The organism is Mucilaginibacter ginsenosidivorans (assembly GCF_007971025.1).
Taxonomy (GTDB): domain Bacteria; phylum Bacteroidota; class Bacteroidia; order Sphingobacteriales; family Sphingobacteriaceae; genus Mucilaginibacter; species Mucilaginibacter ginsenosidivorans.
The window spans coordinates 2,180,573-2,206,179 of the sequence record NZ_CP042436.1; the positions used below are offsets into that span (position 1 = coordinate 2,180,573).

The window sequence follows — 25,607 nt, forward strand, 5'->3', positions numbered from 1 at the left end:
ATAGCTTTATGCTCCCACGGTTTAGGTAATAAAGAAATCTAAATGATTTTATTTACACCTGGTATCGCTACGATTATCCTTCCCAATAAAAAACTACCTGTTACCGCTAACGGTGCCACAAACAAGAGCTTCAGGGCCGGTTCGACATTAATGTTGCGAAATGCAATGGTTAACGAAATGACAACGAGCGGATGGAATATGTAAACCGCAAAAGTACTGCGCGATAGTTTGCCCCAGTTTGCGGAAGCGCCGTTTAATGATCTTTTGCCGTAGGCTATTAGGGCCGTTATGATGGCCAGCCCGGTTAGCTGTTCCCACAAGGCGTACATTAAAGCGGGCCAGTGAAGGCCCCCGCTAAAATAGCTTGAAGGAAACTTTATAGTCTCCAACAGCATATAAAATAACGGGAAGACGATAACGACCAGCAACATAGCAATCCAGACACCTTTCCTGCCTTGCTTGTTAGTGATGCCCGCCAGCCAATTGTATTTAGACGCCCATGTCCCGGCAATAAATAACATAATATATTGCGTAAAATGCCCCAACTGGAAACCGACAGGTTTCAATATCCATCCAATCGGAAAAATGAGGCGCACCAGGAAGCTGATAGCACCCAGCCCGGCTGCGAAGAGTATGATCTTCCCAAATGAAAGACCGGTTGGCGGTTTAGGGCCCGACGCTGGAACGACCGACCGCCAGGCTACATACAATAAGGTGAACAACAGTAATGCCGCGGCGAACCAGAGTACGCCGAAGTCGATCCAGTCATCGTAACCGCGCAGGTACTGTATGAAAGTGATATGATGACCATAGCCGAAGTAATAGACCAAATAATTCATTGCAGGGCCGAGAATGAATGAATAAAATATCAGCGGAACCCCTAACCTTATTACCCTGTCTTTAATGAATTTTGCAGGACCTTTTTTATTATATGAAGATGGAACAAACAGAGCCGACAGGAAAAAGAAAAACCCCATGAAGAAAGACTGATTAACAGCGACAAATAGGGTCATCGGTATTTTGATGATCTCATTGGTTGTCTTCTGAAAATAATACCAGCCACCGGGAGCACCGTAAGTAATAAAGGTATGGTGAAGAATAACCAGCACAGTTAATATCACTTTCAGGTGATCGATATAGACTATCTTATTCCCTGGCTTTCCGGTTGTTGCTGATGGGGCTATCGATGACATAAGGGCTGTTGAATAATGCTAATCAAACAGACACCAATATAGCTATAAAGTTGCACGCGCAAAAAAAGCCCCCGGGGATTTCCGGGGGCTCTGTGTGCTATAAGCTATTGATCCATTTGACCAATTCGTCTCGACCTTTGCCGGTCTTTTTCTGGAGTTTGCCCAGTAATTCGTCGTCTTTTCCTTCTTCGCGTACTAAGTCGTCATCAGTCAGGTCGCCGTAGGCTTGTTTGATCTTGCCCTTCGTCTCGTTCCAGGCGCCTTTTAATTGTAATTTATCCATGATGTTATTTGTTAGATGTATTTAGAGAACACCTGCAATATCATTTGGTTTTTTAGAATCAAGATTCAAGAGCCAAGAATCAAGATGATTAATTGCGAATGATTGAAGATAATTACATATTTTAGAACAAAACTTATGAACCTTAGGCCATTTCTCACTTTGAGTGTTCTATTGCCGTTTTGCGTGCTCATCGTCAGTTGTAATTATACGACATCGGTTAACGATATAAAATTTGACAAATCAAAATGGGATTCCGTAGGCGATTTGCGATCATACCCATATCGACAACAAATGTTGATCGATTTGATTAAGCATCATCAAATTAAAGGTCTGGCTTATAAACAGGTAATCGACTCATTAGGTGAGCCAGAAAATTATCAAGACAAGGGTGACAGTATAATTTACGACATTGTTGTCGATTACGGATATCTTGACCCCAAATCCGGGACTTACCTCGCAATAGGTTTTAATAAGGATTCTATTGCAACTGGCTACAAGGTGATGAAATGGAAGAATCGACACGCAAACGAATGATTCCCTTCAACAGTCGAAACAATATTGTATAAAGAACCAGGACATAAGATGCCAATATCTTGATTCCTGGCTCTTGATTCTTGACTCTCAAAGCGCTCCCGCCTTGATTTCCTCGACAATTGCAGGGTCGAGCAGTGTAGAGGTATCGCCTAAATTAGAGGTGTCGCCTTCCGCAATTTTGCGGAGGATACGACGCATGATCTTACCCGAGCGTGTTTTTGGCAAACCCGATACGAACTGGATCTTATCCGGTTTGGCTATGGCGCCGATGATGCGTGTAACCGTTACCAGGATATCCTTACGTGTAAGATCCTCGTCGCCGTGCTTGTTGGGGCTAACTACGAAGGCGTAAACGCCCTGCCCTTTAATGTCGTGAGGGTAGCCGACCACCGCCGACTCAACCACGCTGGCGTGCATGTTGATTGCATTTTCCACTTCGGCAGTACCTATACGGTGACCGGATACGTTCAGCACGTCATCCACACGCCCGGTGATGCGATAGTAACCATCCTCGTCGCGCAGGCATCCGTCGCCTGTAAAGTATTTGCCTTTGTAAGCTGAGAAGTAGGTTTGGCGGCAGCGCTCATGGTCGCCATAAGTGGTGCGCAGCATACCGGGCCATGGGAATTTGATACACAAAAATCCGCTTACGCCATTGCCTTCCACCTCGTTGCCATGTTCATCCACGAGCACGGGCTGAACTCCAGGAAGCGGCAGCGTAGCGAAAGTAGGCTTGGTTTTAGTAACCCCTGCGATGGGCGATATCATGATACCGCCGGTTTCAGTTTGCCACCAGGTATCCACTATAGGGCAGTTTTTGTGGCCCACATTCTCATCGAACCAATGCCAGGCTTCCTCGTTTATTGGTTCGCCTACGGAACCAAGTTTTTTAAGTGAGCTCAGGTCCTTATCCTTTAACACATCGGTGCCAAAGCTCATGAGCGAGCGGATGGCGGTAGGAGCGGTGTATAGTATGTTTACTTTGTATTCTTCCACAATTTCCCAAAACCGGCCCGGGTTTGGCCAGGTAGGTATCCCTTCGAACATAAATGTAGTGGCGCCCTGCGAAAGTGGTCCGTATACGATATAGGAGTGACCGGTTATCCAGCCTATATCGGCGGTACAGAAATATACCTCTCCGGGATTATACTGGAACACATTGGCAAAAGTATATCCCGCGTAAACCATATAACCGCCGCAGGTATGCACCACGCCTTTGGGTTTGCCCGTGGAGCCGGAAGTGTACAGGATGAACAGCATATCCTCGGCGTCCATTTCTTCGGCGGGGCAGGTAGTATTGCCCTGGGTTTCCACTTTTTTAATCTCATCCTCCCACCACAGGTCGCGGCCCTTGAGCATGGAGATGGGCGTGCGACTACGGGTTAAAACAATTACTTTTTTTACTGACGGGCATTGAACCAGTGCGTCGTCGATAACGTTTTTCAGCGGTATCTCTTTTGTGCCGCGGAAACCGCCGTCGGCCGTGATCACGATATTGCATTGCGCATCCTGGATACGGTCGGCAATGGACTGTGCCGAAAAGCCGCCGAACACTACCGAATGTACAGCGCCTATACGGGCGCAGGCCAAAACGGCAATGGCCAGTTCGGGCACCATGGGCATATATATACAAATACGGTCGCCTTTTTTGGCGCCGTTATTTTTCAGTACGTTAGCAAACTGGCAAACTTTTTCGTGCAGTTGCTTATAGGTAAGTATGCGATGGTCCTCGCTCGGATCGTTCGGCTCCCAGATGATGGCCGGTTTATCGCCCAGTTTGTCCAGGTGACGGTCGAGGCAGTTCTCGGTGATATTCAGTTTGCCGCCGATGAACCATTTAACGTTCGGTTCGGTAAAATTCCATTCCAGCGTTTTTATCCAGGGCTTGCGCCATTGAAAATTGCCGGCAATATCGGCCCAGAATTCCTCGGGGCTGTCAACGCTTCTTTTGTAGGCTTTTTGGTACTCGTCGAACGAAGTAATTTTCATGATCGTGGTTATAATTGGTAAAATGTTAGGGTTACTTAATGCCTGATCGCCTCATTAAGCCCTGCAGAATATTGTCAAGTAAAATTGGTGGGTGAAAAATAGCAAAAATCTACTTAAAAGGTATATTAATTTATATCTTTAGGAATGCCTTTCTTATCATGTCGATCAAGAACCTAATATTTACAATAGCAGCATGTATTGCTCTACAATCATGCCATCAAGTCCCCAAAGCTGAAATTACTACAAGCTATGATGGCCATTTCGAGGTCTTGCACAGTAAGGTGAAGCAACTGCAGGAAACGTACCGTGAAAGCAAAGAAAACGGATTAGAAACGGATATTACTGATTTTGATATTCGTGGTAATCCAACCCAATCGAAAAAGACAGGCGGTTGCGGCTGTTCGGCCAAATACGAATACAGGTATGATAAAAACGGTAAAAAATTAGAATTGGCGATAAAAAATGATCAAAGGTTGTTCCCTTTTACCTATAAATACGATACCAGTGGTCGTATTGTGCAAGAAACCGTGGATACCAAAATGTTGAAATTAAATTCAGACAATGAGGTGATGCAGGACAAATTCTTTTATAAATATGATGCTTCAGGAAACCGGATACAAGAGGATTATTATTTTGAGCAAGAGCATAGGTACCGCATATTATATAGGTATAATGGTAATCACCTTTTGATAGGAGAGGAATATTTTTATGGCGATGATAAGAAGCCCACGACCCAAACAAGTTATCACTATACGGCTTTCGATGCAAAAGGCAACTGGTTAAGGAGGGTTGGCGATGTAAAGGATTTTGGCCCCCCACGCCAGGAAATACCCGAGCCCGTTGTAATCCGCAAAATTACTTATTATTAATGGCGGCAATTGTCTGAACACAGTTGAAGAAATTTATAAGATGGGCGAGATCAGGGCGTACAAATCGTGTTAATCTATTCAATCCGGTAAATCGTGTTCAAATTGCGTGAGGGATAGCAATGGATACCGGCCCGCGCTTAATGCCTGCAGGCGTATGAATGGATAGCCCGACCCTCTGGATAGTGGGGCACGCCCAAAACAGTCTGAATCAGAATTCACAGAATTTATAAACTTTCAGAATTCTGCTCATTCTTTAATTCCATAAATTCAGGTTCAGACAATGATCTCATGCATAACTACGAGGTTGCCACGTCGCCCCGACGCACAAATCCCGGCTGCTCCTCGCAATGACATGGTTTATTAAGGGGTTAAAAAATCAACGAAATTAGGTAATCAAACAAATCAGCGGTTCAGACAAAATATTTTTTAAAATCGTTGTTGCCTTTTTGACTTAAAATCCTGATATTTGCAAACTCTTTTAAGAAGAGGGATTATATTAATCATATTTGTCATGTCAAGAGTTTGTGATTTAACAGGAAAAGGCTCACTGGTTGGTAATAACGTTTCTAACTCAAATGTTAAAACCAAGCGCAGGTTTCACCCTAATTTAAAGCTGAAGAAGTTTTATATTCCTGAAGAAGATAAGTGGATCACTTTGAAAGTATCTACTTCGGCTGTTAAAACCATCAGCAAGAATGGTATTACCGCCTGCATCAATAAATACGTTAAAAAAGGATACATTTAGTAGGTTGATCCAATTGATGGATTGATTCAGTTCAATCAATAATTCAATAAGTCGATCATTCAATAATTAAAGAAATGGCAAAGAAAGGCAACAGGGTTCAGGTAATTTTAGAGTGCACCGAGCATAAAGAAAGCGGTCTGCCGGGCATGTCTCGTTATATCACTACCAAGAACAAGAAAAATACAACCGAAAGGCTGGAGCTGAAGAAATTCAACCCGGTATTAAGGAAGGTGACCGTACACAAGGAAATTAAGTAATAAGTTGATTGAGTTGAATGGTTGATTGAGTTAGTCAAATCAATAATTCAATAATTCAATAAGTCAATAATTAAAAAGACATGGCAAAGAAAGTAGTTGCAACGCTGAAGACAGGCAAAGGCAAAGAGTACTCAAAAGTGATCACCATGGCTAAATCGCCAAAAACAGGTGCTTACTCATTCAAAGAAGTAATTGTACATAACGATCACGTTAAAGACGCGATCGCAGAAGGAACCAAAGGATAATCCTTTGAACCGGAACATAGGAAAGCCGTCTTGTATTAACGAGGTGGCTTTTTTTGTTAGGCCTCACCCCGGCGCTCTCCATAGGAGAGGGGGTTGCAGAGGCAGTTCGATATAACCAATTAAAAAGTCCTCTACTTTGAAGAGGATTTAGGTGAGGCCAAAAAAATGGGATTATTCGATTTTTTTAAGAAAAAGGAAGCTACGCCGCAGGAGCAGCAGGCATTGGATACCGGCCTGGAAAAAACCAAGGATAGCTTTTTCTCCAAGATCACTAAGGTTGTTGCTGGTAAATCGACCGTTGATGACGATGTGCTCGACGACCTGGAAGAAGTGCTGGTAACTTCGGATGTGGGCGTAAGTACCACCCTCAAGATCATCAAGCGTATACAGGACCGCGTGGCACGCGACAAGTATGTCAATACTACGGAACTAAACTCGCTGCTGCGCGATGAGATTCAGCATTTATTAGCCGAAAACAACAGCAATGATTTTACTACGTTCGAATACGGCAGTCAAAAGCCCTATGTAATTATGGTGGTGGGCGTAAATGGAGTGGGCAAAACCACCACCATTGGCAAGCTGGCACACAAATTGAAACAGGCCGGCAATAAAGTGGTGATAGGTGCGGCGGATACTTTTCGCGCAGCGGCGGTAGACCAGATACAGCTTTGGGGCGAAAGGGTAGGCGTAAAGGTTGTGGCCCAGGCAATGGGTTCCGACCCGGCATCAGTGGCTTATGATACGCTGCGCTCTGCAGTTGCCAATGGCGACGATGTGGCCATTATTGATACCGCGGGCCGTTTGCATAATAAAGTTGGCCTGATGAACGAGCTGACCAAGATCAAAAACGTGATGGAAAAGGTTGTTCCGGGTGCGCCGCACGAGATATTGCTGGTGCTGGATGCCTCGACCGGCCAAAACGCCATTGAACAATGCAAGCAATTTACCGAAGCCACGGCTGTTAACGCATTGGCTTTGACCAAGCTGGACGGCACAGCCAAGGGCGGTGTAGTGATAGGTATATCCGATCAGTTCCGTATTCCGGTAAAATACATAGGCGTAGGCGAAGGGATGGACCATTTGCAGCTTTTTGACAGGAAGGCATTTGTCGATTCGCTATTTAAATCCTGATTTCACCGATTGATTTTTGATTCCACCGATTTAGTATGGCAAACTTCGAACATGATGCTTTGACTGAGAAAATCATCGGTTGTTGCTTTAATGTTCATAGCTCATTAGGTCCGGGCTTCAATGAAAAGATATATTCTAATGCATTGCAGCGTCAATTAATTAATGAGCATTTAAGTTTTGTGGCTGAAAAGGAATTTAACGTATTATTTGATGGTGAGCTGGTAGGAAAATTCAGATGCGATCTTTTTATTGAAAGTGAAATAATTGTCGAGCTTAAATCGGTGACGGGATATATACCAAAGCTTTTCCAAAGTCAATTATTATCCTATTTGAAAGCTAGCAAAATTAAAACAGGCTTATTGATTAATTTTGGAAATTCAAGTTGCGAAGTGAAAAGGCTATCGGTGTAATCAAGTAAAGATTGGTGTAGTAAATAGATGAAGACAAATAATAAGAAATCGGTGGAATCACCGCAACGAATAAACGTAGTCACTCTTGGTTGCTCAAAAAACATCTATGACTCTGAAGTATTGATGGGTCAGCTGAAAGGTAACCGGTTCGATGTGGTGCATGAAGCTGAAGCGGGTAAGAATGATATCGTTGTCATCAATACCTGCGGATTTATCGACAATGCAAAACAGGAATCTATAGATACTATCCTGCAATACAGCGAGCTGAAGGAGCAAGGGAAGATAGGCAAGGTGATCGTTACCGGTTGCCTTTCCGAGCGTTACAAGCCTGAACTGGAAGCCGAGATCACCAATGTCGATTCGTGGTTTGGTACCAATGACCTTCAGAACCTGCTGCATTCGGTAGGGGCAAATTATAAACACGAACTGATAGGCGAACGCCTGCTGACCACTCCAACGCATTTTGCCTACTTTAAGATTGCCGAGGGCTGTAACCGGCCATGCTCGTTTTGCGCCATACCGCTGATGCGGGGCAAGCACGTAAGCAAGCCGATGGATGAACTGGTTAATGAAGCGAAAAATCTTGCCAAAAACGGCACCAAAGAACTCATTTTAATCGCCCAAGACCTCACCTATTATGGGCTGGATATTTATGGCAAGCGCAACCTGGATGAACTATTGCGGCGATTATCCGATGTAGATGGCATTGAATGGATACGCCTGCAATATGCTTATCCTTCCGGTTTCCCGATGGAGATACTGGACGCTATGAACGAGCGCGACAATATTTGTAAATACCTGGATATGCCGCTACAGCACATAACCGATAATATGCTAAAGTCGATGCGCCGCGGAATAACCAAACAAAAAACCATCGACCTGGTGGACCAGATAAGGGATAAGGTGCCGGGCATTGCCATGCGAACTACGCTCATAACCGGTTACCCCGGCGAAACGGAACAGGATTTTGAGGAAATGCAGCAATGGGTGGCCGAAACGCGTTTCGACCGGTTAGGATGCTTTACCTACTCGCACGAGGAAAAGACCAGCGCATACAACCTTATTGATGATGTGCCCGATGAAGTAAAACAGGAAAGAGCGGATATTATTATGGAAATTCAGCAGGGAATTTCTTTCGAAAAGAACCAGGAAAAGGTCGGTAAAACCTATAAAGTGCTTATTGATAAAAAGGATGGCGGCTATTTTGTTGGTCGCACCGAATACGACTCTCCCGAAGTTGATAACGAAGTTTTAATAGCCGCAGACAAGCATTACGCCACCGCAGGCAGTTTTGTCAACGTGAAGATAGACAGCGCCGAGGACTTCGATCTTTATGGACAAATTGTAAAATAAGTTTCCGCCTCTTTGTTTTAGGATTATAAAATCTAATTTCGGGATAATTAATAATGTTGATCGAAGTTTGGTTGGGCCAAAATAGTAGATCTTAAATCTTGAATCCCAAAATGCAGCCTTCCTGTATAGACTATAAAGACACCGGGTTTTTCTCGCAAACGGTTATTGATTATTTGGAAGACAAGCCTGAACTAAGACCCTTTTATAGTTACCGGCCCGATATGGAAGGCTTTCGGCAGATACTGAAGGATGAAAAGGTATCAGCCGACCGCGAGCTGCTTGTTGAAGTGCTTTTAAAGCAATACGGGAATGTCTCCGATACAGGTAAGTTCCCCCTTCAGGGGGTTAGGGGGCAGATAGCTCTTCTTAAAGAATCAAATACCTACACCATAACTACAGGTCATCAGTTAAACATCTTTGCCGGGCCGCTTTACTTTATCTACAAGATAGTTACAGCGATAAAGCTTGCGCGACAATTGAAGGAAACTTTCCCGGATAAAACCTTTGTGCCGGTTTACTGGATGGCTTCAGAAGATCATGATTTTGCCGAGATCAATTATACCAATATCGGCGGCAAAAAAGTGCATTGGTGGTACGAGGCAACCGGCGCAACGGGTCGCATTAATCCCGATACCATGCGCCAGGCACTGAATCAATATAAAGGAGTTTTAGGTTTGGAGCATCATGCGGCTGAACTGGCTGAAATAGTGGAGAAAGCCTATTCAGGTTTTGATAAACTGGCCGACGCTACCCGTTATTTGGTGAATGCGCTTTTCGGACAGTACGGTTTGGTTATTATCGATGCGGACGATCATCGCCTGAAACAGCAATTCGCCCATATCATCGAAGAGGACATTATCGGGGAGAACAGCTTTAAAAATATATCAGCTACCAATGAGCAGTTGGTGAAACTTGGCGTGCATATACAGGTAAATCCCCGCGAGATCAACTTTTTTTACCTGGCGGACGGGCTGCGCGAACGGATAGTTTTTGAAGACGGACTTTATAAGGTATTAAATACCGAGATCGGTTTTTCGAAAGCAGAATTAATACAGGAGATTAAAAATTACCCGGAACGGTTCAGCCCGAATGTGGTGATGCGCCCTCTTTACCAGGAATACATTTTACCTAACATCGCCTATATTGGGGGCGGGGCGGAGATTGTTTACTGGCTCGAACTTAAATCGAACTTTGATCATTATAAGGTCGATTTGCCTGCGCTTGTCCTGCGTAACTCCGGGTTAATTATATCAAAGCGCACTTCGGCTAAAATAAAGTGCATGGAACTGGACCCCTGCGAGCTATTCAAAAGCACCGACGCGATAAAGAACGACTGGGTCAAAAACCATAGCGAACATCAACTCTCCCTGCAGGGCGAATTGAAAAGCTTTCAGCAGCTTTTTGAAAAGATAAAGCAGGTATCATCCAAAGTCGATAAAACCTTAGTGCCGGCTACTGCAGCCGTGGAAGCTCGACTGGAGCATGCGATCAATAATCTTGAAAAGAAGCTGATCAGGGCCGAAAAGAATAACTATCAAACCCGGCTGGAGCAAATAGACCACGTGCGGGCGGAGCTTTTTCCGAAAGATAGTTTGCAGGAGCGTACCGAAAATTTCGGCCTGTTCTATGTGAAATGGGGGCAGGAGTTTATTGACGAACTTATCAAACACTTTGAGCCGTTGGATTTTAAGTTTACAGTGCTGACGGAGGAATGAATTTAACTTTAAATTTATTTTCTTTCAGTATATTGCAGACAAAACAATCCTGAACCATGAAATGTCATTTTAAATCTTATTTGCTGATCTTATCAGTATTAATCATCTTAATTTCTTCCTGCTCAAAAAAAGAAGCAACTCCTCCTCCCAATAACAAACCGGCACTTACAATTACAGCATTAAGCGTTACCTCTGGTCCGTTTAATACGAGTGTGGTTATTACCGGTACTGCTTTCAATACTAATATAGCTGATGATAAAGTCTTTTTTAATGGTAAAGCAGCAACAATAACCACAGCAACGGCAACTCAATTAACGGCAATTGTACCTGTAGGCGCAGGAACGGGCAATGTTACAGTGTCAGTAAATAATGGTGCGGCAGTTTCCGGACCGGTGTTTACTTATCAATTGTCAGCTGTTGTCAGCACACTCGCAGGGAGTACAGCTACAGGTTCAGCTGATGGAAAAGGTGCGGTGGCCAGCTTTAGCATAGCCTATGGGATCACTTCTGATGCGAGCGGTAATTTGTATGTTGCAGGCAAAAATGATTTTTTGGTCAGAAAGATCACTCCTGACGGTACAGTTTCTACTCTTGCTGGTAATGGTACTGTCGGTAAAGCTGATGGTAAAGGCACGGATGCAAGCTTCTCAGAGCCACTTTATATTACGTTTGGTCCCGATGGAAATTTATATTTAACTGATTTTATTTTCGGTTCAGTCCGCAAAATAACGCTTGCCGGCGATGTAACCACCATGCAGATTATCACAAATAATACAGGGATCACCAATCCATTTTCGACTCCTGGAGGTGTCGTGGCTTCCGATGGAAATTTATATATAGCCAATTATGGATTCAGTTATATAACAAAACTAAATAATAATGGCTTGGCGACAATTTTCACGGGTACAGATCAACATGATATAGTAGATGGAGGCCATGGAATCGCACAGCTATCCAGCCCGCAGGGTATGAAGATCGATCAAAATGGAACGATTTATTTCGTTGATGCGAATGCAATCCGGAAAGTTGATAAGGATGCCTTGGTTACAACGCTCGCAGGTAACAAAGCAGGGGGCGATACGGATGGAACAGGGTTGGCAGCAAGGTTTAATGGTCCAAGAGACCTGGCTATTGACAAAGACGGGAATATATATATAACCGATACCGGTAATCGACTTATTCGTAAACTCGGTATAGATGGTATAGTGAGCACTGTGGCCGGAAATGCTGCCCTGCTGTCATCGCAGGATGGTGTAGGTACAAGTGCAGGGTTCCAATCGCCTACAGGAATATGTATTGATAGTAATGGCGTTATATATGTTACCGATCATAATGAAGTGCGAAAGATTATTTTTGAATAAAGCTTGTTGATAGTGAATTTCCAATCCACCATTCTAACCATCCCCGGGATCGGCGGCTCAGGTCCCACGCACTGGCAAACCCTTTGGGAAAAAGAATATGGTTTTACCTGCGTGCAACAACGGGAATGGGATACACCTGATAGTGATGAGTGGGTGGAAACAATAAACAATTATATTCAAAAACTTGACCCCGCGAACCTTATTGTTGTCGCCCACAGCGCAGCTTGCGTTGCTTTTATACACTGGGTAAAAAAATATAATGTCGTTATAAAAGGCGCTTTACTGGTTGCGCCAGCCGACGCTGACGCTCCGACTTTCCCGCCAGGAACATCCGGATTTGCGCCGGTTCCATTAAATAAATTGCCGTTCCCATCGATAGTGGTGACAAGTTCCAACGATCACTTCGTTACTTTGGAACGGGCCAGACAATTTGCGGATGTGTGGGGTAGTCAATTTGTCAATATTGGTGAGGCTGGGCACATCAATGTAGCGTCGGAATATGGGGAGTGGCAGCAGGGGTTGGAGATACTGAATGATTTGGATTGTATTTAATTGGAATTTTTGTTATTTTAGGAATTGAAAATCCTAAACCATGAAAAGGTTCGTTATCTCTCAAAACACAATATTGTTAGCCCTTTTTTTTGTCATTTCAGCTTGCTCCCAAAAAAGCTCTAATCCACAACCACAAAAAGCTTCCAACCTTGCAATTACATCTATTAATGTGACGACAGGGCCTTACAATACCCAGGTTATAATAAATGGAACAGGTTTTGACGCAACAAAAGCAAATGACAACGTTTTTTTCAATGGCAAAGCCGCAACTATTACGGCAGCAACTATTACCCGGTTGACAGCAACTGTACCAGTTGGTGCAGGTACCGGCGTGGTAACAGTATCGGTAAATAATGGGACACCAGTTGCGGGCCCGGTATTTACTTATCAAGTCACTGCAACGGTGACAACATTTGCAGGAAGCGGACTAACAGGTTTCACAGACAGTCAGGGCACGGGAGCGTCATTTAGCGGGTTGTGGGGTATTGCGATAGACCCGTCAGGAAATTTATTTGTCACAGATGTTTCTTTAGTGCGCAAGATCATGCCAGACGCAACTGTACGCTTTTTTGCAGGCAATGTTTCAGGGGGTTACCAGGACGGAAAGGGCTCACTGGCATCTTTCCAGGAACCATGGGGTATCACTTGCGATGCAACAGGGAATTTATATGTTGCAGATATGTTAAAGATCAGGAAGGTAACACCTGATGGAACGGTTTCAACAATCCAGTCAAGTTCGGCATTTTTTGCTGATTATAAAGGAGTTGTTTTGGATGCCGCTGGAAATTTATTTGCGTTAGACGCTGGAAATAGACTCATATTAAAAATATCGACCGACGGCGCCACCGGTACTTTAGCAAGCGATTTTGCTTATCCACGTGCAATTTGTATAGATAAGGCAGGGGATTTATTTGTGGCTGACGAAGGCGCAAACAAAGTAATAATGGTTACCTCTAGCGGAACGGTGACAACTTTAGCCGGGAGCGGGGCAAAGGGTGCCAACGACGGACCTGCTATGTCCGCTTCTTTTAAAGATATTACAGGTATCGCTGTCGATGCTGCCGGGAATGTTTATGTCAGCGATTCGGGTAATTACACCATTAGAATGATAACACCGGACGGAACAGTAAGCACAATTGCAGGGAACGGCATTCAAGGTTTTAAAGATGGCCAGGGGCTTAGTTCGCAATTATTTAGCCCACAAAACCTATCTATCGACAATTCGGGTAACATCTATGTGGCCGATGACTTGAAAGTGCGTAAAATTACGCTTCAATAATTACTTCACCATCCCGTGCTTTCGCAATAGCCTAATAACCGCATCATGAGGAAGGGCATACGAAGTATTCCCGTTAATGCCCTCCATGGTCTCTGCCGCAACCATGGCGTTGATGATAGCCTCTTCGACTGACTGCACCGTAGCTTCAAACAGGGGATTGATCTGGTCGTTCGATATCATTTCGACCTGCGTTGATCTCTCGCGGCTGAAAGCGTCGGGGTTTGCTGTAGAGAAAGCTGTAAAAATATCACCTGAACTGTTTTCTCCGCGGCCGCCAACAATGCCGATGCCAAGGGGTACCCTTGCAGCGATCCTTTTCAACTGGTGTGGCAATAGGGGGGCATCTGTTGCCACAACAACAATAATGGAACCCTGTCCTTCAGGTTTTTTGTATTCAGGGGGCGTTACTAATTTGTTGTTCAGCGTATCCTTTAATTCCAAACCAACCGGTACGCCGGCTATGGTCAGGTTCTTTTTCCGGCCGAAATTTGATTGCACCAGCACGCCCAGGGTATACTGCTTGCCGTTGATGGTAAAAACCCGCGAGGCGGTGCCCGTTCCTCCCTTAAAGCCCAGGCACATCATGCCAGTGCCGCCGCCCACGTTGCCTTCCTGCACAGGGCCGGGCTTGGCTGAGTCCAAAGCTTCATAAGCATTGGCTTCTTTCACATGGAAACCATAAATGTCATTCAAAAATCCATCATAGGTTTCGGCCACTACCGGGTAGGTGTACCAAAAATCCTCGCGATACCAGTTTTTATCCACAAACCATTTTAATACAGCATCGCGTACGGTGCCTACACTGTTGGTATTGGTGATCATGACCGGGCTTTCCAGAAACCCCGACTCCGTTATCCAGGTGGTGCCCGTCATTTCGCCGTTGCCGTTCAGTGAATACCAATTAGCAAATACAGGGTGATGGTTTACTTTACCATTTGGGAAAATAGCCGTTACACCCGTTCGTACCGGCCCCTTGCCAATATGGTCCTTACCAGAGCCGCTTATTATCGTGCTGAACCCAACTTCGACACCAGGCACGTCGGTAATAGCATTATATTTACCCGGTGTGCCGGTAAAAGGGATACCAATATCCCGTGCACGCGGTTTTTGAGCGAAGGCTGAAGTTGAGATCGAAATAAAAATGATCCAGGGGCAAATTGTTTTGAGACGGTGATGAAGCATAGGGTATGGCTTTATAGTTTAAATATAGCTATTTCCCTTTGCTACTGCTTCTGCTACTTTAATTATCTTTGCCGCAATGGTGGTATCGGAATCAGCCTTAAGAAACTTTACCGGGAATATTTTCCTGGCAATGGGATGCAGTACTGAACACGCCCGGTTGGCTGCCGATGTTTTGATCAGGTCTGACCTGCGTGGAATTGATTCGCACGGCGTAGCGCGGTTGACAGGTTATGTACGACTTTGGGAAAAGAAGCGCATCAACACCACGCCGGGTATTAAAATAGTTCACCAAACGCCTACTACCGCAACGGTCGATGGAGATGCAGGTCTTGGCCTTGTTGTCGCTCCTTTTGCTATGAGGCTTGCCATGGAAAAGGCCGAACAATATGGATCGGGGTGGGTTTCGGTGCGTAATTCCAACCATTTTGGTATTGCGGGATATCATGCTTTGATGGCGGTTGAAAAAGATATGATCGGCTTTGCCATGACCAATGCCAGCCCCTTGGTTTCGCCTACTTATTCCAGCGAGCGTTTATTGGGTACAAACCCCATTTGCTATGCTTTTCCTGCCGGGAAATACCCGCCGGTAGTTGTGGATATGGCTACATCGGCCGCAGCAAACGGGAAACTGGAAATTGCCCAGCGGTTGGGTAAGCAAGTGCCGGAAGGCTGGATACAGGGAAAGGATGGGAAATCAACTACCGATCCGCATGCTTTGAAATCCGGGGGAGCGTTGCTCCCGCTTGGAAGTGACCCCGAACATGGCAGCCATAAAGGCTTTGGCTTAAGCGCGACGGTCGATATTTTATCAGCGGTGCTATCAGGTGCCAATTACGGCCCATGGGTGCCGCCGTTCGTGGCATTTTTGGATCCGCCCGACGACCCCGTCGGCGCCGGGATCGGTCATTTCGTAGGCGCTATGCGTGTTGACGGCTTTCGCCCGGTTGATGAATTTAAAACACACCTGGATAACTGGATAGAACGGTTCAGATCATCGGCAACGATAAACCCGGATCAGAAAGTTATCATTCCCGGCGAACCGGAGACGGCGGCTGAAATATACAGAAAGGCAAACGGCATCCCTTTGGTGGATGCCATTGTTAATGATTTGAATGGGTTGGCAGAGAAGTTCGGATTAATATTAATCGATCACTAAAAAACCGATTCCGGAGTCTTCATTTGTAATAAAATTTCTAATCAGGTCCGCATTCAAAAGAAGTTTGTTGGCTATTTTTAAGTTTGAGGAATTGCCAAATCTCAGCCATATTATTTTTGGCGGCGTGCCTTTTAAAGTTGCAAGATCGATAAAGTCACTATCGAATGTTATAACTGTATAACTATTTACAAGGGCGTAGTCCCATATTGTTTGATCGGATGCGTCCGTGAGGCCCAGGCTCTTAACATGATCGATGGTTTCGTATAAACCCGACAGGAGTGCAACAACCCGAAATGATATATTTTGATCGAGAAGGATTTTCACGAAACCACTCTTAATTTGTGTTCCTTTTCGGCTGCGTAGGATAAGCAGGCTTTTATTTGGTTTTCATTTAATTCTGGGAAGTCTGAAATTATATCATTGATCGTCATACCTTCAGAAAGCCAGCTCAAAACATCATAAACAGAGATTCGGGTGCCGATGATTATTGGCCTCCCAAACCTCTTTTCAGGATTTATCTCAATATACTCTGAATAATTCATGTACTAATATAATTAATTTCAAAGTTTATTGCTAATCTGGGAATCAAATTCAATTCACTCCTCTGAATAGCCTGCTCCACCTTATCTTGTGCAGAAAGTCGGCTTTGTCGTCCCAACTCATCCATACAAACAGCGCCCGGCCCACGATATGGTCCTCGGGTACAAATCCCCAATAGCGGCTATCGGCCGAATCGTGGCGGTTATCGCCCATCATCCAGTAGTAGTTCATTTTGAAAGTATAGCTGTCGGTTTTCTGGCCGTTGATATAAATATCGCTTCCTTTTATCTCTAATTTATTATTCTCGTAAACCTCTATCGCCCGGGCATATAAAGGGAAAGTAACGCTGTCGAGCTTTACGGTCCAGCCTTTTTTGGGAATAATGATTGGGCCGTAGTTATCCTGGTTCCATTTGTAGTCGTGCAATTTACCAGGCAGGGCATGGAAAGCCGGGTAGTACGGATTTGAGGGGAACACCTGGTTATTCGGGTCCGGATCATCGCCTTTATGCGCTATGTTCGGATATATCGATTTGACATTGGAATAAGTTCTTACAATGTTTGCGGCGCTTCGCGGCATGGTCATATAGCCATTGCCGTAATCGGAAATTCCCAGGTCATCCTTCACCTGCGGATTAAGGTCGACTCCGGTTGTGTTAACGGTATAGTCGATCTGCTGCCCCGGGGCGTTAGGCGCAGCTTTGCTATTGACGTATACCTGGGCGTTCACCACGCTTAAAGTGTCGCCCGGCGTTCCCTGGCAGCGCTTGATATAGTTTTCCTGTTTATCAACCGGTCTGTACAACGGCGAATCGGCGTCCATTGGGTAGTTGAAAACCACCACATCGCCTTTTTTGATGTCGCTTAATCCCGGCAAGCGATAATAGGGTAATTTAATGCCGTCCCAATACGATTTAATATTGATAAGCGGCATCGTATTGTGTGCAAACGGGAACGATACAGGCGTTTCAGGCAAGCGGGGGCCGTAATTTACTTTACTGACAAAAAGGAAATCGCCTACCAGTAACGAGCGCTCCATTGACGGGGTAGGTATGGTATAAGCCTCGATAAAGAATGTCCGTATCAGAGTAGCGGCCACAACTGCGAATATGATGGCTTCCGTCCATTCGCGGGTGGTGGATTTTTTTAATGATTTCTGGTATTTCTCTTTGAATTCGGGACTTGTTGCAGGTCCAAGATATTTCGTTTCCTTGTCATTACCCCATTTGATCAGGTAAATAAAAGGGATCAATATGCCTGCGGCGTGATCGCGAAAACGAAATTTACCAAATGATTTCAGGAAATCCACCATAATACCCATCGCCACCAGGATACCCAAACCTGGGATCAGGTAAAGCACCAGCCACCAGCCGGGCCTGCCGCTAAGTTTGATCCTCATGTACATGCTGAAAACAGGAATAACGGCCTTCCAACCGGCTTCGCCCGCTTTTTCAAACAGTTTATAAAGCCCAACGTAGGGTAGTATGATAAATAGTGCAAGTAAAAGGATTAATTCAACAATATTCACTTCAGTATTTTTTAGTTAATCTGTATTTTATTTTCCAAAATCGAACATCTCTTCAACCGAAAAGAAGCCCTTTTTATTTTGCACCCATTCGGCGGCGAGCACGGCGCCTAAGGCAAATCCGTTGCGGTTGTGGGCGGTATGTTTGAACTCGATGGAATCGACCTCTGAATCATAGATCACAGTGTGAGTGCCCGGCACGCTGTCGATACGGAACGACTCGATCAATAACTGGTCGTTTTTGATGTTTTCATCATTGGTGTCATCACCTTCCGACGTAAGCACGTTCACCCATTCCTTTTTGGAATCAGTATTTTCGATGATGCCTTCGGCAATGGTGATAGCCGTTCCGCTGGGCGAATCGAGTTTTTGCATGTGGTGAATTTCTTCAACCTGCACATCATAATACGGGTAATTGTTCATCAACTTTGCCAGTACCTTGTTCACATGGAAAAAGATATTGACCCCCACGCTGAAATTTGATGCATAAAGCATGGTATGCCCGCTATCAAGACATTTTTTTTTAAGCTCGGGCAAATGTTCATACCAGCCCGTTGTGCCAACCACTATGGGCACGCCTGCTTCAAAACACTTTTGAATGTTATCCAGTACAGATCCGGGCGTGCTGAATTCGATCACGACGTCGGCCTTTTTTAGGTTTTCGATGGTGAGATCCTGCCGGTTGTAAAAATCAATTTTTAAAAAGATCTCATGCTTGCGGTCGGTAGCGATCTTTTCGATGATCTTCCCCATTTTTCCGTAGCCCAGTAATGCAATATTCATCAAACTATACTATTCTGTTATCAACCGACTAAGGTAGATATAAATTTTGCTTTGTTTGTTTCAGCCGGAGACAATTTTAAGATGCACCTTACCTAAGGGTAAAAGTAAGCGTTACCGATGGGTAATAACTTCCCAGACTGTTAAAAGCGTAAGATGGCTGGGTTAGCACACCCGGTCGTATTTTGAGTGAAAGGTTGTTATCCATAGTGAAACGCTGGATAAATTTGGCATCGATATAAGCATCGATCATTTGTATGCCCCAGGCGCCAAGGGTGCCAAGGATACAAAGGTCGCGATTACGCCGGTAGCCATCCTGCGCATTGATAATATCGGCATCGGAAACCTGCGTGTATTGAGGCAGGCGGCCTTCCTGTATGCCCTTCTCGCGAAGCTGGGCCTCTTTTAAGAAAATTTTGTAATAATGCTGGTTATAAACAATAGCATCGCCCAAAAGCCCTATGCCGGCATAAATAAATGGTACTTTCCACCAGCGGTGATTGTATAGCTGCCCCCAGCCGGGTATAATAGCCGAGCGGATGAGCGCCTTATGCGGACTATGTGTCGAATCGGGATGATAAACTTTGCCTTTGGTTATAGGCGGAACATATTTTCTTGTGCTATTGATAGAATCGCGCTTTGCGTTCAGGCTATCGGCCTTTGTTTTTGAAACAACGGTATCGGGTTTTTGGGCCTTTGCTACAAAAACCAGTGCGCTCATGCACCAAATAAGGAACAGAAATTTGTACATTCTTACCAATCCAGCATTTCGAGGATGCGGCTAAGATCATCTTCCGATAAGAAAGGGATCTCTATCGAACCTTTACCCTGGCTGTTTACTTTAAGTTTAACTTGCGTACTAAATTTCGAAGCCAGGTCAGCCTGTATTTTCTGTACCTGGAACGATAATGGTTCAGGTTGTTTTCCCTCTTTCTTAACCGGCCGTTGTAATTCGCGCGCCAGTTCTTCCACCTTTCTAACAGACAACCCGTCTTTGGTGATCAGTTTATGGATATATAACTGTTTATCCGGGTCATTTATTGTGATGAGTGCGCGGGCGTGTCCCATACTTACCTGCCCGTCGCGGATAGAGGCCTGTATAGTAGGGGGTAATTTTAACAACCGGAGGTAATTTGTTACGGTCGAACGGTTTTTGCTCACCCGTTCGCCCAGCTCTTCCTGCTTCAGGTTGCATTCCTCTATCATCCGCTGAAAGCTTAACGCCACTTCAATAGCGTTCAGGTTTTCGCGCTGGATATTCTCAATGAGCGCCATTTCCAGCATCTGCTGGTCGTTGGCGGTACGCACATAGGCGGGTATGGATGTTAACCCGGCCAGCCTGGAAGCCCGCAAACGGCGCTCGCCCGATATTAACTGGTAACGGTGTGCGCTTAGGCGCCTTACCGTAATAGGCTGAATAAGCCCCTGCAATTTGATGGAATCGGCCAGTTCGGTCAGCGCATCGGTATCAAAATCGGTACGCGGCTGAAAAGGGTTAACTTCTATCTCGGATATCTTTATCTCGTTTACCGAGCCCATAGGATTCACCTCGGGTGTGCCGGTACCAAAGTCGTTTTTGTTCGGTAGTACGCTTACAGAATCATTCAGCAGGGCACTTAATCCCTTTCCCAAAGCATTTCTCTTCTCTGCACTCATTTTATATGGTTTCTGTTGTCGCTACGGTTTCGCCTTTCAGCATGCCGTTTTTGCGCACTATTTCGCGCGCCAGGTTCAAATAGTTAATAGCTCCTTTGCAGTTGGCATCGTGCATAATTACCGACATGCCAAAGCTTGGCGCTTCGCTCAAACGCGTGTTGCGCTGTATAATGGTATCAAAAACCATATCCTCGAAATGGTTGCGCACCTCTTCAACTACCTGGTTAGACAAGCGCAACCTTACATCGTACATAGTAAGCAGAATGCCTTCAATTTCAAGCGTAGTATTCAAACGTGTTTGAACGATCTTGATTGTGTTCAGTAATTTGCCTAATCCTTCCAGGGCAAAGTATTCGCACTGCACCGGTATGATCACCGAGTCGGCAGCGGTTAAGGCATTGATGGTAATGAGGCCCAGTGACGGCGAACAGTCTATAATGATAAAATCATATTCGCTGCGCAAACCGTCGAGCACCGCTTTCATTTTGTACTCGCGGTCGGTCAGGTTTATCATTTCTATCTCGGCGCCTACCAGGTCGATATGTGCCGGCAGCAGGTCGAGATTTGGTGTTTCGGTTTTTTGAATAGCCTCGTGCGGGTCGACATTATTGATCACGCATTCGTAAATGCTGTTCTTGATCGTGCGTGGGTCGTACCCTATGCCCGATGTTGAATTAGCCTGCGGATCGGCGTCGACCAATAATGTTTTATACTCCAATACAGCCAAACTTGCGGCCAGGTTTATGGATGATGTAGTTTTCCCTACGCCGCCTTTCTGGTTGGCTAAAGCAATTATTTTACTCATTCTGTATACTCCAATTTTATTACGGGCCGGGCAAAAATGAAACTAAATTTCTGTTTTTGAAATAGTATTTTTACCGCCGATAAAGATACGTATTTATACCATTCAGAAATCCACAGCTTACGTTAACTTACAAACAAAACGACGACTGATTTATTGAATTAATGAATTATTGAATGGGTAACCGTGGTGCGAAATCAATAAATCCATAATTCGGTCATTCAATAATTAACTACATGATCACTATTATATCCTCGACCAATCGCCCCGGCAGTTCAACACTCAAAGTGGCGCAATATTACCAGCATAAGCTTCGCGAAAAGGGGGTTGATGCCGGGTTGCTGTCGCTTGCGCAATTGCCAGCGAACCTTATCCAAACTGACCTTTACGGCAACCGGAGCAAGGAGTTTGAACCGATACAGGAAATGGTAACTAAAACTGACAAGTTCATTTTTATCATCCCCGAATATAACGGCAGTTTCCCGGGCGTATTAAAAACATTCGTCGATGCCTGCTCGTTTCCGGAAAGTTTTTACGATAAGAAAGTTGCGCTGGTGGGTATATCGTCGGGCAAGTATGGGAACATCAGGGGGGTAGATCATTTTACGGGCGTGTGCCATTACATCCATTTAAATGTAATGCCGCTGAAATTACATATCGCCTCTATCCATAAAGAGCTGGATGCTGATGGTAAATTCTTTAAAGACGACACGCTGCGTTTTACCAATGAGCAAATGGATAAGTTTATTAAATTTTGATTATACCGATTATCGCCGCCAAAATCGGCGTAATCATTTTTAATAATCGGTGGAATCGTCATTTCCCGTTGATCAGCTTCGCCATGCCAAACGCAGCTGCGGCTGCCAATGCGCCAATGATAAGCACTTTTAATGCACCGGAAAATGGTGGCTGCCCCGTTACTTTGCTTTTGAAATAGCCGAAAACGAATAAACATACCATCGTAATGGCACAAGAGTAATACAACGCCTGCTGCGAGTCGTCGACAAAAAAGTATGGTGACAAAGGAATAATACCCCCCACGATATAGGAAAGCCCAATGGTAATGGCGCTTTGCCGGGCGCGGTTTTCCTCGGGCTTTTCAAGGCCCAGCTCATATTTCATCATAAAGTCGACCCATTTATCCTTATCCTTTGCCATTTCATCCGCCACCTCGTTTTGCAGCTTTTCGGATAGTCCGAAACCGGCAAATACTTCCTTAACCTCCATTTTTTCCTGCTCGGGCACGCGCTCCACCTCATCGTATTCGCGTTGCAGCTCAGAGGCATAGTGGTCGGACTCCGTTTTCCCCGCCAGGAACCCCCCAAGCCCCATTGCTATGGAGCCGGCAACGATCTCGGCAATGCCGGCGGTAACCACGATACCCGAATGGGCACTCGCGCCGCTCAAACCCGCGGCAAGTGCGAATGGAACGGTCAGGCCGTCAGACATCCCGATCACGATGTCGCGTATGGTATCTGAGCTTTTTAAATGCTGTTCATGGTGCATAAGCTAAATGTACGTTATTGTTCACTCCTTTGGTTATCAAAGTGTTATTTATGATTAGTCTGAATTAGGGGAGTATTGCATAAAAGCCTATATTTGCGTCACCTAAACGTTAGTGAATGAAATATTTAAAAACCTTATTGATCCTTATCGCATTTCCCTCATTCTTATTTGCTCAAAGTAATTATAAACCGGGATATATAGTGACTCTTAGAGGCGATACAACCCGAGGGGAGATAGATTACCGCGAATGGCTTTCAACCCCCGGCTCAGTCAGTTTTAAAACGTCAGATGCAGCTCGAAAATTTACACCTGCTGATATTGCTCTTTTTAGTATTGATGGATTAGAAACCTATCAAAGCTACACAGGCCCGATTAGCATGGACCCGCCCGATACTGATCACAGGGACACTACCTTTATAAATAGCTCTGTTTTTTTAAAAGTATTGGAAAAAGGCAGCAGGGTGTCGTTGTTCTCTTATACTGACAATGTTAAAGTCCGGCTGTTTTTTGAGGAAAATTCAAAATCCGGTATCAAGGAATTGGCGCATCGGGTGTACTATACGATGGAGAACAACGGCGGCCAGTTTGCCAGGCAAATAGAAGTGAATGAGAATACCTACCTCAAGCAGCTTACCGCATTAGCTGTTAAATATAATGTGTACGATGATGCACTACAGACGGACATGGCAAAAACCGGCTACTATGAACAGGACGTCCTGAAAGTAGTAAGTAAGATCAACGGCGTATCGGATGCCGATTACAAGGCTAAATATGGCAGCAAATTTAAACTTAACTTGTTCGTTGGCGCAGGAATAAACGCAACCGCTACTAAACCGTTTGGTGCTTATAAAGCAGCCGGTGGCATTAATTATAATACCACTCTTCCATTTATTTCGTTCGGTGCCGATTTTTTCGCCAATCCTAAAACCAAAAGGCTGGCATTTCGCATGGAGTTTATGGCAAGCGGCAATCAATATAAGTCATCCACTATTTATACCGGCTCGCCTTATGTGCCGGTAAGGTACTCTTACACGCAACTTTGGGGCGCAGTAGCTCCGCAGGTTATATACAACTTCTATAGCACCGAAAACCTTAAAATTTACGGTGGCGCAGGACTTGCCCTTACCTGGTATAAGTATTCGAATGCTACTTACGACCTTAATTACGCCAGCACACAGGTTAAAAACGCACCTATAAACAACCCGAATTTTTTATACAAAGCTGCTACACCTATTATGTTGAAAGCAGGTGCGGTATTTGGCGGACACTGGGGCGTGTTTATAAATTATCTTACGCCGGCTAAAGTTAGCAGGGATGATTATCTCCTGGTAAAGACAAACCCTTTGCTGGCGGGCCTTAATTATTATCTTTAACAAAAAGAGAATTAAAACCTAATTATCACATCATGAGAAAACTATACCTTTTATTCCTGGTCGGGTTGTTGATCCCTTTCCTTTCCAATGCGCAGAGTAATTACAAACCGGGGTACGTTGTGACGCCCCAGGGCGATACGATAAAGGGATTTATCGATTATCGCGAATGGGATATGACGCCGGATACGATACACTTTAAAAAAACGATCGGCGACAATAATTTTGTTGAATACGGGCCGAACAATATTACTTTTTTTAATGTCGATGGTCTTGAATCCTATCAGCGTTATGAAGGGCCCATAAGCACTGACGCTACGGCTCCTGACCAGGTGGGAATAGACCGCGATACCAGCTTTACTACGGCGATCGTTTTCTTTAAGGTACTGGAAAAAGGTAAGAAGCTGGCGTTGTATTCCTATAAGGATAAAATAAAAGAACGCTTTTTCATGGGGGAACAGCCGGGTTATTTTCCAAAAGAGTTGATATTCCGGGTTACCCGTTCAAATACCGAATTCACATTTCGACGCCAAATCAGCGCTGCTGTTCGCAAAATTGGTGAATGGAACGAAGACCTGGAGACCATCATTTCAAAAGCAGACTATCTCGGAACGGATATTCTCGACGTTTTTAACAGGATAAATCACATCACCAAAGCTGAATATAATAAAAGCCACCCCCGGGCGGTTGGATATCAATTGTTTGCGGGGCTCGGGTTAGATATTACCAATAAGTTGCCCGATGGTCAATACCAATATACCTCCACCGGGCGTCACACTTCAGTCCTTCCGGTTATTTCAGGTGGTATAGACGTTTTTGCTAACCCCAATACGCGCAGGCTATTATTTCGTTTTGAGCTGATGATTGCTGATGGATCCTATACGGCAAATTATTATGGTACACTTAAGTCGTTTAATATCACTACATTTTCCTTGGTGCCGCAAGTAATTTACAACATATATAATGGCAATAATCTTAAGTTATTTGGTGGTGTAGGATTGGGCTTGAATGATTATGTTTATGAAAAAGGCGCGTACAACCCTCAAAGCTTTGATACAACCGGTATGCTGCAAGCCGGCGTACAACTACATAATCAATTGGAGCTATTTGCACACTACCTGCAGGACGGGCGCGGTTCCGCGGATACACAGTTCGGCGTTAAATATTTGTTTTAA

General features: G+C 44.7%; 28 protein-coding genes. 16 read left to right on the forward strand and 12 right to left on the reverse strand.

Annotation, left to right across the window (positions count from 1 at the left end; all coding sequences use genetic code 11):
* Positions 1–38: 38 nt before the first annotated feature.
* Together FRZ54_RS09930 and FRZ54_RS09935 are read right to left on the reverse strand one after the other, a co-directional pair.
* A complete protein-coding gene (locus FRZ54_RS09930; protein ID WP_147031459.1) occupies positions 39–1,193 on the reverse strand; it encodes an acyltransferase family protein in 1,155 nt (384 codons plus the stop codon).
* Positions 1,194–1,290: 97 nt separating this feature from the next.
* Positions 1,291–1,476 (reverse strand): CsbD family protein, encoded by a 186-nt coding sequence (locus FRZ54_RS09935; RefSeq protein ID WP_147031460.1) that lies wholly within the window; start codon positions 1,474–1,476, stop codon positions 1,291–1,293.
* Between the two features lie 291 nt (positions 1,477–1,767).
* Between FRZ54_RS09935 and FRZ54_RS09940 the strand changes: the two genes are divergently transcribed.
* Positions 1,768–2,010, forward strand: coding sequence for a hypothetical protein (locus FRZ54_RS09940; RefSeq protein WP_147031461.1), 243 nt, complete (start codon positions 1,768–1,770; stop codon positions 2,008–2,010).
* Between the two features lie 87 nt (positions 2,011–2,097).
* Here FRZ54_RS09940 and acs read toward each other — a convergent pair whose 3' ends face one another.
* Positions 2,098–3,999: an acetate--CoA ligase gene (gene acs / locus FRZ54_RS09945; protein ID WP_147031462.1), complete on the reverse strand. Its 1,902-nt coding sequence runs from the start codon at positions 3,997–3,999 to the stop codon at positions 2,098–2,100.
* Positions 4,000–4,280: 281 nt separating this feature from the next.
* On the opposite strand from acs, the gene FRZ54_RS09950 reads away from it, so the two are divergent.
* The 11 genes from FRZ54_RS09950 (at position 4,281) to FRZ54_RS10000 (ending at position 13,916) form a co-directional block, all read left to right on the forward strand.
* Positions 4,281–4,868: a hypothetical protein gene (locus FRZ54_RS09950; RefSeq protein WP_147031463.1), complete on the forward strand. Its 588-nt coding sequence runs from the start codon at positions 4,281–4,283 to the stop codon at positions 4,866–4,868.
* A 511-nt stretch (positions 4,869–5,379) separates the two neighbouring features.
* Positions 5,380–5,613 (forward strand): 50S ribosomal protein L28, encoded by a 234-nt coding sequence (gene rpmB, locus FRZ54_RS09955; protein ID WP_147031464.1) that lies wholly within the window; start codon positions 5,380–5,382, stop codon positions 5,611–5,613.
* Between the two features lie 74 nt (positions 5,614–5,687).
* Positions 5,688–5,870, forward strand: coding sequence for a 50S ribosomal protein L33 (gene rpmG, locus FRZ54_RS09960; protein WP_002998409.1), 183 nt, complete (start codon positions 5,688–5,690; stop codon positions 5,868–5,870).
* An 80-nt stretch (positions 5,871–5,950) separates the two neighbouring features.
* Positions 5,951–6,115, forward strand: a complete 165-nt coding sequence (locus FRZ54_RS09965) for a DUF4295 domain-containing protein (RefSeq protein WP_147031465.1) — start codon at positions 5,951–5,953, stop codon at positions 6,113–6,115.
* 165 nt (positions 6,116–6,280) lie between these two features.
* Positions 6,281–7,246, forward strand: coding sequence for a signal recognition particle-docking protein FtsY (gene ftsY / locus FRZ54_RS09970; RefSeq protein WP_147031466.1), 966 nt, complete (start codon positions 6,281–6,283; stop codon positions 7,244–7,246).
* A gap of 35 nt (positions 7,247–7,281) precedes the next feature.
* Positions 7,282–7,656 carry a GxxExxY protein gene (locus FRZ54_RS09975; RefSeq protein ID WP_147031467.1) on the forward strand — a complete coding sequence of 125 codons (375 nt, stop codon included), beginning with the start codon at positions 7,282–7,284 and terminating at the stop codon, positions 7,654–7,656.
* A gap of 27 nt (positions 7,657–7,683) precedes the next feature.
* Positions 7,684–9,009 carry a 30S ribosomal protein S12 methylthiotransferase RimO gene (gene rimO, locus FRZ54_RS09980; protein WP_147031468.1) on the forward strand — a complete coding sequence of 442 codons (1,326 nt, stop codon included), beginning with the start codon at positions 7,684–7,686 and terminating at the stop codon, positions 9,007–9,009.
* 110 nt (positions 9,010–9,119) lie between these two features.
* The gene (gene bshC, locus FRZ54_RS09985) at positions 9,120–10,724 is read left to right on the forward strand and encodes a bacillithiol biosynthesis cysteine-adding enzyme BshC (protein ID WP_147031469.1); all 1,605 of its coding nucleotides are present in this window, start codon (positions 9,120–9,122) and stop codon (positions 10,722–10,724) included.
* A gap of 56 nt (positions 10,725–10,780) precedes the next feature.
* Entirely contained in the window at positions 10,781–12,085 is a 1,305-nt protein-coding gene (locus FRZ54_RS09990; protein WP_147031470.1) for an NHL domain-containing protein, read from the forward strand.
* A gap of 12 nt (positions 12,086–12,097) precedes the next feature.
* Positions 12,098–12,637, forward strand: coding sequence for an RBBP9/YdeN family alpha/beta hydrolase (locus FRZ54_RS09995; protein ID WP_228462677.1), 540 nt, complete (start codon positions 12,098–12,100; stop codon positions 12,635–12,637).
* Positions 12,638–12,677: 40 nt separating this feature from the next.
* Entirely contained in the window at positions 12,678–13,916 is a 1,239-nt protein-coding gene (locus tag FRZ54_RS10000) for an IPT/TIG domain-containing protein (RefSeq protein ID WP_147031471.1), read from the forward strand.
* On the opposite strand, the gene FRZ54_RS10005 is transcribed toward FRZ54_RS10000, so the two are convergent.
* Positions 13,917–15,098, reverse strand: a complete 1,182-nt coding sequence (locus FRZ54_RS10005) for a DmpA family aminopeptidase (protein ID WP_147031472.1) — start codon at positions 15,096–15,098, stop codon at positions 13,917–13,919.
* A gap of 76 nt (positions 15,099–15,174) precedes the next feature.
* On the opposite strand from FRZ54_RS10005, the gene FRZ54_RS10010 reads away from it, so the two are divergent.
* Complete coding sequence (locus tag FRZ54_RS10010; RefSeq protein ID WP_147031473.1) at positions 15,175–16,254, forward strand: Ldh family oxidoreductase; 1,080 nt, start codon at positions 15,175–15,177, stop codon at positions 16,252–16,254.
* On the opposite strand, the gene FRZ54_RS10015 is transcribed toward FRZ54_RS10010, so the two are convergent.
* The 7 genes from FRZ54_RS10015 to FRZ54_RS10045 form a co-directional block, all read right to left on the reverse strand.
* Positions 16,240–16,578: a DUF5615 family PIN-like protein gene (locus tag FRZ54_RS10015; RefSeq protein WP_147031474.1), complete on the reverse strand. Its 339-nt coding sequence runs from the start codon at positions 16,576–16,578 to the stop codon at positions 16,240–16,242. The two genes, FRZ54_RS10010 and FRZ54_RS10015, sit on opposite strands and share 15 nt — an antisense overlap.
* The gene (locus tag FRZ54_RS10020; protein ID WP_147031475.1) at positions 16,575–16,796 is read right to left on the reverse strand and encodes a DUF433 domain-containing protein; all 222 of its coding nucleotides are present in this window, start codon (positions 16,794–16,796) and stop codon (positions 16,575–16,577) included. The genes FRZ54_RS10015 and FRZ54_RS10020 overlap by 4 nt, the downstream gene beginning before the upstream one ends.
* 49 nt (positions 16,797–16,845) lie before the next feature.
* A complete protein-coding gene (lepB, locus tag FRZ54_RS10025; protein ID WP_228462678.1) occupies positions 16,846–18,321 on the reverse strand; it encodes a signal peptidase I in 1,476 nt (491 codons plus the stop codon).
* A gap of 27 nt (positions 18,322–18,348) precedes the next feature.
* Positions 18,349–19,101 carry a 4-hydroxy-tetrahydrodipicolinate reductase gene (gene dapB / locus FRZ54_RS10030; RefSeq protein WP_147031476.1) on the reverse strand — a complete coding sequence of 251 codons (753 nt, stop codon included), beginning with the start codon at positions 19,099–19,101 and terminating at the stop codon, positions 18,349–18,351.
* An 88-nt stretch (positions 19,102–19,189) separates the two neighbouring features.
* Complete coding sequence (locus tag FRZ54_RS10035) at positions 19,190–19,819, reverse strand: DUF5683 domain-containing protein (protein ID WP_147031477.1); 630 nt, start codon at positions 19,817–19,819, stop codon at positions 19,190–19,192.
* Between the two features lie 32 nt (positions 19,820–19,851).
* Positions 19,852–20,754, reverse strand: coding sequence for a ParB/RepB/Spo0J family partition protein (locus FRZ54_RS10040; RefSeq protein WP_147031478.1), 903 nt, complete (start codon positions 20,752–20,754; stop codon positions 19,852–19,854).
* Position 20,755: 1 nt separating this feature from the next.
* Positions 20,756–21,559: a ParA family protein gene (locus FRZ54_RS10045; protein WP_147031479.1), complete on the reverse strand. Its 804-nt coding sequence runs from the start codon at positions 21,557–21,559 to the stop codon at positions 20,756–20,758.
* Between the two features lie 233 nt (positions 21,560–21,792).
* Between FRZ54_RS10045 and FRZ54_RS10050 the strand changes: the two genes are divergently transcribed.
* Positions 21,793–22,314 (forward strand): NADPH-dependent FMN reductase, encoded by a 522-nt coding sequence (locus FRZ54_RS10050; RefSeq protein WP_147031480.1) that lies wholly within the window; start codon positions 21,793–21,795, stop codon positions 22,312–22,314.
* A gap of 58 nt (positions 22,315–22,372) precedes the next feature.
* Here FRZ54_RS10050 and FRZ54_RS10055 read toward each other — a convergent pair whose 3' ends face one another.
* Positions 22,373–23,062: a VIT1/CCC1 transporter family protein gene (locus tag FRZ54_RS10055; protein ID WP_147031481.1), complete on the reverse strand. Its 690-nt coding sequence runs from the start codon at positions 23,060–23,062 to the stop codon at positions 22,373–22,375.
* A gap of 116 nt (positions 23,063–23,178) precedes the next feature.
* On the opposite strand from FRZ54_RS10055, the gene FRZ54_RS10060 reads away from it, so the two are divergent.
* Together FRZ54_RS10060 and FRZ54_RS10065 are read left to right on the forward strand one after the other, a co-directional pair.
* Positions 23,179–24,435: a hypothetical protein gene (locus FRZ54_RS10060; RefSeq protein WP_147031482.1), complete on the forward strand. Its 1,257-nt coding sequence runs from the start codon at positions 23,179–23,181 to the stop codon at positions 24,433–24,435.
* 32 nt (positions 24,436–24,467) lie between these two features.
* A complete protein-coding gene (locus FRZ54_RS10065) occupies positions 24,468–25,607 on the forward strand; it encodes a hypothetical protein (protein ID WP_147031483.1) in 1,140 nt (379 codons plus the stop codon).